The following is a 14,395-nucleotide window of genomic DNA, read 5'->3' as shown; positions in this document are numbered from 1 at the left end:
CACTTGTATTCGGCCTGGAAAGGCAAATCTGCCCGTGCCGACAGCTCCCCTGAACCTCGCGGGTTCAAGCGGCACCAACATTCAGGAGATGAAAGTAGGCTTAAGCTGCATCATCCACCCCTGAAGGCCCCCATGTACCACTCGGGTCACATGGCACCGTGAGCCACAAGGTGACGCCGCCGTCACGGCCTTCGGCCACCCGCACTGTGCCACCGTGGCGCCGGGCGATCCACCGTGAGATCGAGAGCCCCGGCGCCGAATGACGGATGTCCGCACCTTGGTCCTTGCCTATATCCGATATCACGCTTGACGGACCATGCGGCGCTGGCGGCCACTGACAGCGCACCCCGATCGACCACTCTTCCGCACCCTCCTCTTTCACGAGTTGGATGCGTGCAGGATCTTCGCGCGGAACAGATGTCAATGCGCGCTCGACAAATGCCTGAACGGCTTTGCTGATCAGTTCCGGATCGCCCCACCCTTCGCCAAGTGGCCGCAGTTCAAGTTCGCAGTCGTGCTGCAAGAGCCTTGAGGCTAGGCGGGCGCGGATATCCAGCGCCATTTCGTCAAGGGAAAAGTGCGCACAATCGGCACGGCTGGTCTCCAATGTAAACGTGTCGCCGATTTCCGCGGTTATCCGGCGCATGTCTTCGACGTGGGCCTGAATATGCTTTATCGCCGAATCCATCATTTGATCACTGGTCTCGGCATCCGGCTCTCGGCGGGCCTAGCAAAGCATCTGGGCAAAACCAGAGATCGACACAAGTGGCGACTTTAGCGCGTGTGAAGCCCCTTGGAGCCGCTTGCGCGCCTCGTCCAGATACTCCTCGTATTCGTGCTTCTGGCTTTCCAGCAACTGGTGAAGAGCGTCACGCTCCACGATAGCGGCAGCGGCATGAGGGTCCCTAGCGCTGCTGGCACTGCGCCGCCACACAAGAACTGCGAAGATGGCCGCGCCGACAGTCGCGGTTGCGAAGAGCGCTCCAATCCAAGCCATTTCAGAGGCGTGCCAGCGCGACTCGCCATCGCCGAACCAGGTCGCGTGAATGGCCCAGTATTCTGGCGTATCGACAAGGGCACGAAGTCTGCCATCCAAGGGCTGCAGGATATCGGGGCGCGCACGACGGACCCCCATTGCCACCTGACGCGTCGAAAGAACGGGCCCGACCGGCCTGTAATCGCCTTCAACACCAAGCCCGACAGCGATGCTTTCGAAGGCATTGTCGGCATAAAAGGCAAGATCGACGTCCCCCTTTGCGAGCGCGAAGAACAACGCGTTGTTGTCTTGCAATCGGACGACGCTCGCATCTTGATAGCGTGACGCGATGAAATCCGGCAGAGAGCCCGCGGCGACCCCGATACGGAGTCCGGCAAGTTGGCTAGTGTCGGCCGGCTCAGGACGGTCTCGCCTCTGGTAAGCCCGCACCTGGATTGATTTGATCGACGTGGTGAAATTCAGAACCTCGGCGCGCGTCGAGTTGGGCGCGAGGTGTGGATGCAGATCCGCGTCACCGTCGGCGAGCATCTGCATAGCAGCGCCGGGGTTGTCGGCCAGAATGAACACGAGTTCCACATCAAGATCGCTGACGGCTGCCCTGAGCAGATCAATGGCGAACCCGACCGGCTGCTCCGAGTCCGTGGTGGTCGAATAGGGTGGAAACTCGTTGTAAACCACCCGCCAGGTTTCGGCCCGGGCCGTGGTGCCGCCGCATAGGAGCAGCAGAAGCGCGAACCATCTGGAAATCATCGGGAAAGCTCCGGCAGCGACGATATCCTGAATAGCTACCGTACCGAATTCGAAGAAATCATTAACGGGCGAGTGAGCCGGCCCGGACTGTTTTGTCGAGGTTGCGATCTCACCTGGCGAATGGACTGACTAGTCCTCTTCCAAACCTCCCCCAAACTCTCAAGCTCTCGCCCATGAAGTGTAGCGAGCTACCTATCAGCCTTGCGCACCCCATCTGACGGACCACTCATCATGATAATATCCCGCGACCTCTCACCCCGACTACGGAAGATCGTTACCAAGGCTCAGCTCTCGGGGAATCTGCGGCGACTCCGGTTGGCGAAGGAGACGAGCGACAGCATCACCGGGACTTCGACGAGAACACCGACAACCGTGGCGAGCGCGGCGCCGGAATTGAGGCCGAAGAGGCTGATTGCCACGGCAACTGCCAGTTCGAAGAAATTCGACGTCCCGATCATCGCGCAGGGTGCGGCGATCCTGTGCGGCACGCGCAGCCACCAAGCCGCGCCGTAGGCGAGCGCGAAGATGCCGTAGCTCTGGATCAGGATCGGAACGGCGATGAGTACGATCGTCAGGGGCCGGTTCAGGATCACGCTGCCCTGAAGCCCGAAGAGGATTGCCACCGTCGCGACAAGCCCGATGACCGACGCCGGCTTCACCTGCGCGGTGAAGGCCTCGATCCGCACCGTCGATCCCAACACCCTGCGCGTGACGAACCCTGCGGCGAGCGGCAGCACCACGTAAAGGATCGTGGCGAGCACGAGCGTCTCCCATGGCACCTCTATCTCGGTCACCCCGAGCAGCAGCGCCACGATCGGCGCGAAAGCGACGATCATGATGAGGTCGTTCACCGAGACCTGCACGAGGGTGTAGGTCTCGTCTCCACGCGTCAGCTGCGACCAGACAAAGACCATCGCGGTACAGGGCGCCGCCCCGAGCAGGATGAGGCCCGCGACGTATTGGGCGGCATCCTCGGGGGCGATGAAAGGGGCGAAGACCACCTCAAAGAAGAGAACGGCGAGCCCTGCCATTGTGAAGGGCTTGATCAGCCAGTTGACCGTCAGGGTCACAAGGAGGCCTTTCGGTTGCCGAGCGACGCCGGACACCGCGCCGAAATCCACGCCCACCATCATCGGATAGACCATGGCCCAGATCAGGACCGCGACGACGAGATTGATCTGCGCGACCTCCGCCGCAGCGATGGCCTCGACAAGACCCGGCGCCATCTGGCCGATGGCGATCCCGCCGACCATTGCCAGCGCGACCCAGACGCTCAACCAGCGCTCGAAACCGCCCATCACCTGCGGCGCCTCGCGTTCCCTTTCGGCCATCCATGCTCCTTTCTCCGAAAACTCAATCGAACGCCGTTACGGCAACCCGGACAGGCGCCAATTGCACAGCACCTCCGTGTACCTGGCAAGCGCCAACCCGGCACTGGCCAAAATTCCTTATTTCCGAAATATAAGAAATGAAAGGGCCACTGGATATTCTTTGGCCAAAGTCCTCGACTTCGCATCGAGACCCCATCGAGGCCGCATCCCACCGCCACGGCAAACGCAACGTCTCAGGGCGCGAACGTCAGGGTCTCGTCCAGCCTCACGTTTATCGTATGCCGAATATCCTTGGCATTCACCGCGACAAGAAGCTCGTAGTCCCCGGCTTCCGCAATGAATGCCCTCCGCGTCGTGCAGAACCAGGCAAGGTCTCGCGGCTCCACCCTGAGCTGCGCGGTGCCGGTCTCGCCGGGCTCCAGCGACACCTTGGCAAAGGCGCGCAGCTCCTTCACCGGACGGCAGACGCTGGGGCGAAGCTGGCGCACGTAAAGCTGCACGACCTCGGCCCCAGGCCTGCGTCCGACATTCCGGATTTCGACCGCAACATCGACACCGGCGTCCCCCATGATCTGCGAAGAGACCTCCGGCGCGCCCCAGTCGAATTCCGTGTAGCCGAGACCAAATCCGAAGGGATAGGCCGCATCGGGAGATGTCTCACGGTCGAAGTGCCTGTAGCCGACGAAGACACCTTCCTCGTAACTGACATGCCCGTCGATGCCGGGGTAGCTGCGCGCATCTTCCGTCCAGACCGAGCTGTCCTTCACTGCAGCGGGAAATGACTGGGGCAGACGGCCACCCGGTGCGGCCTTGCCCATCAGAACATCGGCCATCGTGTGACCCACTTCCTGTCCGGGGTACCAGAACTGCACGACGGCGCGCACCTTGTCAGCCCAGCCCATCTCGACCGGACCACCGGTCTGCAACGCGACGATGGTGTTCGGATTGGCCTTGGCCACGGCCTCGATGAGGCTCACCTGTTCTCCCGGCAACTCCATATGGGGAAGGTCGTGACCTTCGCTGTCCCATTCTGCCGTTCGACCCACACACAGTATGGCGACGTCCTGCTTTGCCGCGGCCGCGGCGGCCTCGTCGATCTCCGCCTGTCCGAGAACGCGTTCGATCCCGAAGCGGAGGGCGCGAACCGTGATCCCTTCGTCTGGCTGGTCCGGCGAAACATAGTCGATCCGCAGGTCGTAGCTCCGGCCCGCTTCGAGTTCGAGATCGGCTCTGCGCTCGTCGTTGCCGAGGCCGAAGAAATTCATGCCCTTCTGCCAGTCGGTTTCGCCATCGACGATCAGCTCGCCATCGAGATAGGCGCGCGCAAAACCGGCGTTTGTCAGCCCCGCCCGGTAGGTCCCGCTTTCCTCGACTGTGAAACGTCCTTCGACGCGTGCGGAGAAATCATCAGGATCGAACTCTTCGACCGGGACGTCGAACCAGAAGAAATTGCTTTCATGCTCGGTCTCACGGTGGATCGGGGCCCCTTCGAAGGCACGGCCTTTGAAGAACTCGACCTTGAGATCGGTGGAGACCAGCTCCATCAGGCGGTTGTTCGAGCACCCTTTTGCATATGTGACCCGATCTGCCCCCAGCGCTTCGACGAGACCGTCAAGCGGCGAGACACGGTGCGGCGCGTTGATCTGTGCCGACCCGCCCCCCATCATGCGCGGCACCGCCGCATTCGGGCCGATCACGGCCACGCTGCACCCTTCGTCCAGAGGAAGGATCTTGTCGTTCTTCGTCAGGACCGCACCGTCCGCGCCAAGACGACGTATCAGCGACCGCGTCTCGGGATCCTCGCGTGTCGTCTCGGGCTCCGGTCCGTCAGAGGCGAATGCCCCGACACGTTCAAAAAGCCGCAGCAGTCGCCGGCATGAGGCCCGGATGGTCTTTTCCTCCACCTCCCCGTTGCGGACCCCTTCCAGCAGCTTTGCGCCGCGAAAGCGCGCCGGGCCCGGCATTTCGAGGTCGTGCCCAGCGTTTACCGACTCTGCCGTCGAATTCGTGCCGAACCAGTCCGACATGAAGATGCCGTCATAGCCATAGTCGCCACGCATGACGTCGGTCATGGCCCAGGATTGGGCGTCCATATGCACGCCGTTCAGCCGGTTGTAACCCGTCATCACGGCCCAGACCCCGGCCTTCCTCACGGCGGCTTCGAAAGGCGGGAGGTAGATCTCGCGCAGGGTGCGCTCGTCGACATCCGAGGACATCGTCTGTCTTTCGACCTCGGAATCATTTGCGACGAAGTGCTTGATGGTCGCGCCGACGCCATTCTCCTGCAGGCCCTGAATATAGGCCACTGCCAAGGCAGAGGTCAGATGCGGGTCTTCCGAATAGCATTCGAAGTTGCGCCCATTCAGCCCCGACCGATGGATGTTGACAGTCGGTGCAAGCAGGACGCGCGCACCCTTGGAGCGCGCCTCGGCGGCAAGCGCCTCGCCCATGGCGTGGGCTCCTCCGGTGTTCCAGCCTGCGCCAAGACAGACACCGCATGGGAAGGCCGACGCCGGCGTGCCGGCGTTCAACCCGCCCGCCCCTCTGGCGCCGTTCGGCCCGTCGGATACCTTGACCTGCGGGATCCCCAACCGGGGCACCGGGACCGTCTGCCAGAAATCCGCCCCTGCCGTGAGGGCCACCTGTTCTTCGAGCGTCAGCTGGTCCAGCAGGCCCTCGATGTCGACCGTCGCGGATGGTCTCGTGGTCATGGCATCCTCCGGCTTTGGGGAGTTCCGGGGCATCGGTCCCGCCCCCGTTCCCACCCCTCGGTTGGCGTCTTCGGCGGCTCAGATCCCGGTGCTGTGCGTCAGGCGCGACCGCCCTCGGTGGCTTCCTCACGCGGCGCGCGCTCGTTCTCGACCGGGGTCAGGGTCGACCAGGTGCCGTCGTCCGGCAGATCCGGCAGCGGTGCGCAGACCCCGCGGTGGATATTCGCCTTGGCGATGAAGTTTGCCGAAATCGGCGCCGTCACGAAAAGGAAGGCCATGATTAGCAGCTCGTGGATCGAGCTTCCGCCCGTGGCAAAGGAATGCGTGATCGAGGCCAGCAGCAGCATGCCGATGCCGAGCGTGCCGACCTTGGTCGGGGCGTGCAGCCGCGTCATCGGATCGCTGAACTTCAGAAGCCCGATCACGCCGACGATGACGAAGACCGAGCCAATCAGAAGGAAAATCGCTGTGGCGTAGATGCCGAGCACTTCGAGTGTCATTCGATGATGTCCCCCCGCAAGATGAAACGCGCCAGCGCGACGGTCGAGACAAAACCAAGCATCGCAACCAGCAGGGTCACTTCGAAGTAGATCTGCACACCCTGTCGGATGCCCAGCACCACGATCAGGCCGAGCGAATTGATGACCATTGTGTCCAGGGCGAGCACGCGGTCACCCGAGGTGGGTCCGATCGCGAGACGGGCCATGCAGAGGATCTGCCCCAGCGCGAGCGCGGCGAAGGTGATGGCAATCGCGATTTCCATCAGTCCCGAAGCTGTTGTCATGAGAAGATCTCCTTCAGGCGGCGTTCGTAACGGGTCTTGATCTCGTCGCGAACGGCATCGGGGTCATCGGTGTGCAGCACATGCACCAGAAGCTCGTGGCCATCGTCCGACAGGTCTGCCGAAACCGTGCCCGGCGTCAGTGTGATCGTGCCAGCAAGCAGCGTGATCGCCTCCGGCTGGCGCAGCTCCAGCGGCACGACGATCCAGGCGGGCTTCAGCTTTGCGTTGGGCACCGTCAACACGATCCAGGCGACCTGGATGTTGGCGATGATAATGTCCCAGATCACGATCACGCTGTAGAAGACCATCCTGCCCGCGCGAAAGCCCTTTGGCGTATCGGGCCACCAGATCGATGTCCCCCAGGGAATGAGAATCCCGAGGATGATCCCGAAGACCAGCATGCCGGCCGAAAGCTGGTTCTGGAGCAGGATCCAGACCACGGTCAGCAGAAGCGTCAGAAGCGGGTGCGGTATCAGCCAGCGAAAGGCGCGTCCCATGTCAGTGGTCCTCCTTTGTCGGCCCGCTGAGCTTGCCCGGCGTCTCGAGCACGGTCGAGACATAGGGCTCGGGCGCGAAAAGCTGCGCGGCGATATCTTCGGCATAGCCGTGCACCTGCCCGGCAAAGACCGTCAATGCGATCAGCAGGGCCACGAGCCCCCCGGGCGCCACGTAGCTGAGCGCTGTCGGCCGTGGCATCGGCTTGGCCTCCGGATCCGGCGAGATACCGTGCGATTTCCAGAACACCATGCTGCCAGCGCGCGCGAAACCCAGGATGCTGACAAGGCTCGACAGGAGCACGACCGTCCAGATCCAGCCCATCGCGTCCGTATCGAAGGCCGCGTCGAGCACCAGCAACTTGCCGAGAAAGCCCGAGAGCGGTGGCAGGCCCGCCATGGCGATGGCCCCCACGAAGAAGAGCGCCGAGGTCAGCGCGGTGCCCGCGAAAGGCGAACGCGGCGCCAGGACCAGATCGGGGCGGCTGGTACGGACGAGGTCGGCCACCAGGAAGAGCATTGCGCCCGCCAGCGTCGAGTGGATCATGTAGTAGAGCGACGCCGCGATGCTTTGCTGCGTGAAGAGCGAGATCGCGACCATCACCATGCCCATCGAACCGACGATGGAGAAGGCGATGAGCCGGTCGAGCTTGCGCGCGGCCAGCACGCCGATCATCCCCAGCGCGAGCGAGACCAGCGCCGCGGGCAGCAGCCAGACCTCGTGCAGGCCCGCCGTCACCTCCAGATCGGGCGGGAAGATCAGCGTGTAGACGCGGATGATGGCGTAGGCGCCCACCTTGGTCATGATCGCGAAAAGCGCGGCCACGGGCGCTGGCGCCTCGGCATAGGCCGAGGGCAGCCAGAAGTGCAGAGGCACGAGCGCGGCCTTGATGGCGAAGACCAGCAGCAGCAGAACGGCGGCCACGCGGATGCCCGCGGTTTCCCCGGGCGAGACCTGCGCCACGCGCTGCGCGAGGTCGGCCATGTTGAGCGTGCCCGTCTCGGCGTAGATCGAACCCAGCGCGAAGAGGAAGAGGGTGGAGCCGATGAGGTTGAAGAGCACGTATTGCACCCCTGCCCTCAGCCGGTCGTTGCCGCCGCCGTGGATCATCAACCCGTAGGAGGCGATGAGCAGCACCTCGAAGAACACGAAGAGGTTGAAGAGGTCACCGGTGAGGAAGGCGCCCATGATGCCCATGAGCTGGAACTGGAAGAGCGCGTGGAAGTGCCGTCCGCGCCCGTCCCAGCCCGAGCCTATGGCGTAGAGCAGCACGAAGAGCGCCAGCACCGCGGTCAGCAGCACCATGAGCGTGGACAGGCGGTCGCCTACAAGGACGATGCCGAAGGGCGCGGCCCAGTCGCTGAGCTGGTAGAGGATGACGTCGCCGTCCGAGACCTCCCACGCGAGGGAGGCCGCGACGGCGATGAGCGCGAGCACGCCCACGACCGAGAAGGTACGCTGGATGCGCAGGTGGTAGCGCGCGGCCAGCACGATGAAGGGCGCCAGCATGGCCGGCAGGACGACGGGGGCGATGATCCAGTGGGTCACGTGCGGCCCTCCGGGGTCTCGGCGCCGGTCTCGGGCTGGTCGTCCACGTGGTCGTCGTCGGACCCGAGGAAGGCCCCGAGACCGATCATCACCACCACGGCGGTCATGCCGAACGAGATCACGATGGCGGTCAGGACCAGCGCCTGCGGCAGCGGATCGGTGTAGGTCGAGGCGTCGTCGCTCAGGATCGGCGGGGCGCCCGTGGTGAGGCGGCCCGAGCCGAAGAGGAAGACGTTGACGGCATAGGTCAGCAGCGAGATGCCGAGGAAGACCGGGAAGGTGCGCTGGCGCAGCACGAGGTAGAGCCCCCCGGCCGTCATGACGCCGATAGCGGACGCGAACAGAAGCTCCATGTCACACCCCCTCCTTTGCGGCTCCGGGGGCGCCGTCTGGCGGCGGGTCGTGTCGGGACGGGTCGATATCCATCGGGTAATCGCTTTCCGGCATGTGTGCGCGCCGCGCAAGGCGCGAGAAGCTCTCGAGCGACAGCATGACGGCCCCGACGACGGCGAGGAAGACGCCGAGGTCGAAGAACATGGCCGTGGCGAGCTCGAACTCGTGGAAGGGCGGGATGCGCACGTAGGTGTAGTCGGAGGTCAGGAAGGGCTTGCCCACGAACCACGAACCGATGCCGGTCATGCCCGCGACGAGCACGCCCGCGCCGATGACGCCGTGGTAGGGGTATCTCAGGCGGGCCGAGGTCCAGGAGAAGCCGCTGGCCATGTACTGCATGACCACGGCGATCGAGACGATGAGGCCCGCGATGAAGCCGCCGCCCGGTTCGTTGTGGCCGCGCAGGAAGATGTAGAAGCCCACCATGAGCACGATCGGCATGATGACGCGGGTCAGCACGACCATCATCATCGGGTGGCGGTCGCCCGCGAGCGGTTGGTCGGGCGTGCGGTTGAGCAGGCGCGCGCGCACCGGGCCGTCGAGCAGCGCCTCGGTCAGGGCATAGATCAGCAGCGCGGCGATGCCGAGCACGATGATCTCGCCGAAGGTGTCGAAGCCCCGGAAGTCGACGAGGATCACGTTGACCACGTTGGTGCCGCCGCCGCCCTTGTAGGAGTTCGCGAGGTGGAATTCCGAGATCGGCGCGGCGACCGTGTCGCGTAGCAGGAAGTGGTAGGAGAGGCCGAAGGTCGCGAGGCCGCCGGCGACCGCCACCACCCCGTCGCGGACCCGGCGCAGCGTGGTGCTTTCGACCGGGGTGCGCTTGGGCAGGAAGTTCAGCGCGAGCAGCATCAGGATGATGGTCACCACCTCGACCGTGAACTGCGTCATGGCGAGGTCCGGCGCGCTGAAGAAGACGAAGCCGACCGAGACCATGAGGCCCACGATGCCGATCAGGATCAGCGCCATGAAGCGGTTGCGGTGCACGAAGAGCAGCGCAACCGTGGCCGCGACGAGCATGGCCCAGCCGGCGATGGCCACGGGGCCCGCGGGCTGCATGGCCCGCGTCGCGGCCTCGACGGTGCCGGTGCTCCAGGCGTGCAGGCCCGCGACGATGATCGCGGCGGAGCCGATGGCGGCGGAGCGCGTGAACGACCCGTCGTGCGAGGGCTGGATGAGCCGCTGGGCGAGACCTGCCGCCGCTGCGACGACGGCATCGAACATGACCTTGGCCTCGGGGCGCGGGGCGGCATCCCAGGCGCGCGACAGTGGCTTGAAGGCCGCGATGACAAGCAAGCCGCCGACCACCGCCGCGATGGACATGTAGAGCGCGGGGACGAGACCGTGCCAGATCTTGATGTGCGCGTCGGGCACCTCGCCCGCGCTGCCCAGCAACGAGGAGGTCACGAGCTTCACGAAGGGTTCGGCGAGGAAGGGCGCCGCGCCGATCAGGACGACCAGCACCACGAGGATCGCGGGCGGCAGCCACATGGCCTTGCCGGGATCGTGCGGCTTGTGCGGGTAGTCGTCGCGCACCGGGCCGAAGAAGACGTGGAAGATGAGCCGGAAGCAGTAGGCCGCCGAGAAGAGCGCCCCCACCACGGCCAGCGCCGGGACGAGCCAGTCGATCCCGAAGAGCACGGTGTGGTTAGCCTCTTCCAGCATCATCTCTTTCGACAGGAAGCCGTTGAGCGGCGGGATGCCCGCCATCGACAGCGCCGCGAGCGTGGCGATCACGAAGGTCACCGGCATGAGCTTGCGCAGGCCCCCGAGGCGGCGGATGTCGCGGGTGTGGGCCTCGTGGTCGATGATGCCCGCCGACATGAAGAGCGCGGCCTTGAAGGTGGCGTGGTTCAGGATGTGGAAGACCGCGGCCATGGCCCCGAAGGCGGTGCCGGTGCCCAGCAGCATGGTGATGAGCCCGAGGTGGCTGACGGTCGAGAAGGCCAGCAGGGCCTTGAGGTCATGCTTGAAGATGGCGATGACCGCGCCGAGCACCATGGTGATGAGGCCCGCCGATGTGACGATCATCACCCATTCCGGCGTGCCCGACAGCACCGGCCACATGCGCGCCATCAGGAAGATGCCCGCCTTCACCATGGTGGCCGAGTGCAGGTAGGCCGAGACCGGTGTCGGCGCGGCCATGGCGTGCGGCAGCCAGAAGTGGAAGGGGAACTGCGCCGACTTGGTGAAGCAGCCCAGCAGGATCAGCAGCAGGGCGGACACGTAGAGCGGATCGGCCTGGATCAGGTCGCGGTTCTGCAGGATCACGCTCAGGTCGTAGCTGCCCACGATCTGGCCGAGGATCAGCATGCCCGCGATCATCGCAAGGCCGCCCATCCCGGTCACCGTCAGGGCCATGCGCGCCCCTTGCCGCCCCTCCGGCAGATGCTTCCAGTAGCCGATCAGAAGGAAGGACGAGAGCGAGGTAAGCTCCCAGAAAATCAGCAGGAGCAGGATGTTGTCGCTGAGGACGATGCCCACCATCGCCCCCTGGAAGAGCAGCAGGTAGGTGAAGAACTCGCCCATATTGTCGTCGCGGCTGAGGTAGCCGCGCGCGTAGATGATGATGAGCAGACCGATGCCCAGAATAAGCAGGGCGAAGAAAAACCCGAGGCCGTCCAGCATCAGCGTGAAGTTCAGCCCGAGCGCCGGCATCCAATCCACCTGAGCCGTGACGACTTCGCCTGCCAGCACATAGGGCAAGTTTGTCAGCAGGCCGAGGAAGGCCGCAAGCGAAACGACGAATGTCACACCAGAGCATGCCGATCTTCCGGCTGAATTCATGAGGCCCGGCAGCAGGGCACCGAAGAACGGCAGCGCAACGATGAAGAACAGGGACACGCGGACTCCTAAGGTACATTTGGCATGCGAATTCTTCCCAAACCTGCATTTCGGCCGGGAAAGCTCAAGGTTAATCGACGTTTTAGATGCTCTAATGTCGGTACGCCACTCAAATGCCCTGACACGACCGCGAGCGCCCTGGCCCACAATTGAAAACACGTGCTTCAGCAAGCCGGAAACAAAGCCGCGGGCGGGCCACAGGGCCTCCGCCTAGCACCACGGATGTCAAAAATATCAGGCGCCGGTCGAGCGGGCGAAGCGTGTCAGCCGACACTTCGGCCATGAAAAGACCGGCAGCGCCCTCATGCGCGAGGGCGGATCAGCGCGCGGGTGGCGCCGTGCTTTCGCGCACCTCGAGCGAGACCGGCACGCGCGTCTCGTTGGGAACGTCCACCCCATCGAGCTGCTGGAGGAGCGTTCGCGCCGCTCGCGTACCAAGCGCCTTGCGCGGTTGGCGCACCGTCGTCAGCGCCGGCGTGAGGTGCCTAGACAACTCGATATCGTCGAACCCGACGATCGACAGGTCTTCGGGCACCTGCAGCCCTGCGCGACGGAGGGCTCCCATCATGCCGCAGGCCATTTCGTCGTTGTCACAGAAGATTGCCGTGGGCCGGTTGCGCGCTCCGAGGAGCTGCTCCGCTGCGCGCTGTCCCGAAGCGAGCGAGAAGTCGCCGCGATAAACAACGTCGGGCACAAGGCCATGTCGCCCCAGCGCCCGACCAAATCCCGAATCCCGCGCCTGGGTCAGCGTATTCTTCTCCGGCCCGGCAAGCCGCCCGATGCGCTCGTGCCCGAGCCCCACCAGGTGATCGACCGCCAGACCTGCGCCACGCTCGTTGTCGGCGAGGACCTTGGGCGCGGCAAGTCCCTGGATCCATTCGCAGACCTGAACGACCGGCGGGCACTGGCTTCGCATGAAGACCTCCGGATCGAGGCTCCCGTCGAGCACGATAAGCCCGTCGCACCGTGACCGGTTCGCGTAATCGACGAGTCTGAGGCGCGCATCGTCGCCGATCGCGGTATCGCCAACGATGAGGTTGAGCCCGGCTCCCCGAAGAACGTCGGAAATTCCCGAAAGGATCTCGGAAAAGAACGGGTTGGCGAGGTTCGGCGCGAGAGCGAGGATGCCGCCTGTTCGCTGCCGGCGAAGGTTCTGCGCGCTGAGATTGACCGAATATCCGGTCTCCTCGATCGCCTCGAGCACGGCCCTGCGCGTGCCTTCGGAGACAATGTCGGGATTGGACAGGGTTCGGCTCACCGTCGCCGTCGAGACACCCGCGATCCGCGCCACGTCCTTGATGCGTGCGGTTCTTTGCGTGCGGTGCTCATTCATGGTCGGGAACCTCTTCCATCCAGTAGCCGGTGCAAGAAGCAGGACAATCTGGACTTGTAAAGGTTTACACGATGTGCTCCCCTGATGAAACCGATTACAGAGGTGAATCTCCCGGAGATACGCCCTGAAACGCGGCAAGGGAGGATGCATGAAGACCATGAAGGGCCCCGGCCTGTTTCTCGCCCAGTTCGTCGGCTCAGAGCCGCCGTTCGACAACTTCGACGGTCTGAGCCGGTGGGCTGCCGAATGCGGCTATGCCGGGGCACAGGTGCCAACGGCCGAGACCTGCCTCATGGATCTCGACAAGGCAGCAACCTCCACCGACTACTGCGATGACCTCAAGGGTCGGGCCGCAGAGGCCGGTGTCGAGATCACCGAGCTCTCTGCCCACCTTCAGGGCCAGCTGGTCGCCGTACATCCCGCCTACGACCTCGCCTTTGACGGCTTTGCCGATGCCTCGGTGCACGGCGACCCGAAGGCACGACAGGCATGGGCCGTGGATCAGGTAAAAAAGACCATCGACGCCGCCGCAAACATGGGCCTGACCAAGATCGCGGCCTTCTCTGGCGCACTGGCCTGGCCCTTCGTCTACCCCTGGCCCCAGCGCCCGGCGGGCCTGATCGACGCCGCCTTCGACGAACTCGCCGCGCGCTGGCTGCCGATCTTCGACCACGCGGAGGAACGCGGCGTCGACGTCTGCTTCGAGCTCCATCCGGGCGAGGACCTGCATGACGGCGTCACCTTCGAGATGTTCCTCGACAAGGTGAAACAGCACAATCGCGCGCGCATCCTCTACGATCCCTCGCACTTCGTGCTGCAGGCGATGGACTACCTCGAGTTCATAGACATCTACGCCGACCGGATCGCCATGTTCCACGTCAAGGACGCCGAGTTCCGGCCCAACGGGCGGCAGGGCGTCTACGGCGGATACCAGGGCTGGGTCGACCGTGCGGGCCGGTTCCGCAGCCCCGGAGACGGCCAGGTGGACTTCGGCGCGGTGTTCTCCAAGCTCGCCGCAATCGATTTCGACGGCTGGGCGGTGGTCGAGTGGGAATGCGCCCTGAAGCACCCCGAGGACGGCGCGCGCGAGGGTGCAGCCTTCACCCGCGACCACATCATCCGCGTCACCGATCGCGCCTTCGACGACTTCGCCGGCACAGGCGCCGACGACGCGACGAACCGCAAACTTCTCGGACTGGAGGGCTGAAC

At 64.4% G+C, this 14,395-nt stretch carries 12 protein-coding genes; 1 reads left to right on the top strand and 11 read right to left on the bottom strand.

The window, feature by feature from the left end:
• Window positions 1-100: 100 nt before the first annotated feature.
• From C8N44_RS10910 to C8N44_RS10860, 11 genes are all read right to left on the bottom strand, one after another.
• Window positions 101-691 (bottom strand): histidine kinase, encoded by a 591-nt coding sequence (locus C8N44_RS10910; protein ID WP_107976386.1) that lies wholly within the window; start codon window positions 689-691, stop codon window positions 101-103.
• Between the two features lie 36 nt (window positions 692-727).
• A complete protein-coding gene (locus C8N44_RS10905) occupies window positions 728-1,747 on the bottom strand; it encodes a transporter substrate-binding domain-containing protein (protein ID WP_107976384.1) in 1,020 nt (339 codons plus the stop codon).
• Window positions 1,748-2,031: 284 nt separating this feature from the next.
• A complete protein-coding gene (arsB, locus tag C8N44_RS10900) occupies window positions 2,032-3,045 on the bottom strand; it encodes an ACR3 family arsenite efflux transporter (protein WP_170121082.1) in 1,014 nt (337 codons plus the stop codon).
• 266 nt (window positions 3,046-3,311) lie between these two features.
• Window positions 3,312-5,789: a beta-glucosidase gene (locus C8N44_RS10895; RefSeq protein WP_107976380.1), complete on the bottom strand. Its 2,478-nt coding sequence runs from the start codon at window positions 5,787-5,789 to the stop codon at window positions 3,312-3,314.
• A 98-nt stretch (window positions 5,790-5,887) separates the two neighbouring features.
• Window positions 5,888-6,289: a monovalent cation/H(+) antiporter subunit G gene (gene mnhG, locus C8N44_RS10890; protein ID WP_107976378.1), complete on the bottom strand. Its 402-nt coding sequence runs from the start codon at window positions 6,287-6,289 to the stop codon at window positions 5,888-5,890.
• Window positions 6,286-6,573, bottom strand: coding sequence for a K+/H+ antiporter subunit F (locus tag C8N44_RS10885; protein ID WP_107976376.1), 288 nt, complete (start codon window positions 6,571-6,573; stop codon window positions 6,286-6,288). Before C8N44_RS10885 ends, mnhG begins: the two co-directional genes overlap by 4 nt.
• A complete protein-coding gene (locus C8N44_RS10880; RefSeq protein ID WP_107976374.1) occupies window positions 6,570-7,070 on the bottom strand; it encodes a Na+/H+ antiporter subunit E in 501 nt (166 codons plus the stop codon). The genes C8N44_RS10885 and C8N44_RS10880 overlap by 4 nt, the downstream gene beginning before the upstream one ends.
• A 1-nt stretch (window position 7,071) precedes the next feature.
• On the bottom strand, window positions 7,072-8,616 hold the full coding sequence (locus C8N44_RS10875; protein ID WP_107976372.1) for a monovalent cation/H+ antiporter subunit D: 1,545 nt from the start codon (window positions 8,614-8,616) through the stop codon (window positions 7,072-7,074).
• Window positions 8,613-8,969 (bottom strand): Na+/H+ antiporter subunit C, encoded by a 357-nt coding sequence (locus C8N44_RS10870; protein WP_107976370.1) that lies wholly within the window; start codon window positions 8,967-8,969, stop codon window positions 8,613-8,615. Before C8N44_RS10870 ends, C8N44_RS10875 begins: the two co-directional genes overlap by 4 nt.
• Window position 8,970: 1 nt before the next feature.
• Entirely contained in the window at window positions 8,971-11,853 is a 2,883-nt protein-coding gene (locus C8N44_RS10865; protein ID WP_107976368.1) for a monovalent cation/H+ antiporter subunit A, read from the bottom strand.
• Between the two features lie 319 nt (window positions 11,854-12,172).
• Window positions 12,173-13,186 (bottom strand): LacI family DNA-binding transcriptional regulator, encoded by a 1,014-nt coding sequence (locus C8N44_RS10860; RefSeq protein ID WP_107976366.1) that lies wholly within the window; start codon window positions 13,184-13,186, stop codon window positions 12,173-12,175.
• 148 nt (window positions 13,187-13,334) lie between these two features.
• Between C8N44_RS10860 and C8N44_RS10855 the strand changes: the two genes are divergently transcribed.
• Window positions 13,335-14,393 carry a sugar phosphate isomerase/epimerase family protein gene (locus C8N44_RS10855; RefSeq protein ID WP_107976364.1) on the top strand — a complete coding sequence of 353 codons (1,059 nt, stop codon included), beginning with the start codon at window positions 13,335-13,337 and terminating at the stop codon, window positions 14,391-14,393.
• Window positions 14,394-14,395 lie beyond the last annotated feature (2 nt).

The sequence above is a fragment of the Allosediminivita pacifica genome (assembly GCF_003054175.1).
In the GTDB taxonomy this organism is placed as follows: Bacteria; Pseudomonadota; Alphaproteobacteria; order Rhodobacterales; family Rhodobacteraceae; genus Allosediminivita; species Allosediminivita pacifica.
Note: the sequence above shows the minus strand (reverse complement) of the source record. Positions and strands in the feature narration are given on the sequence as shown.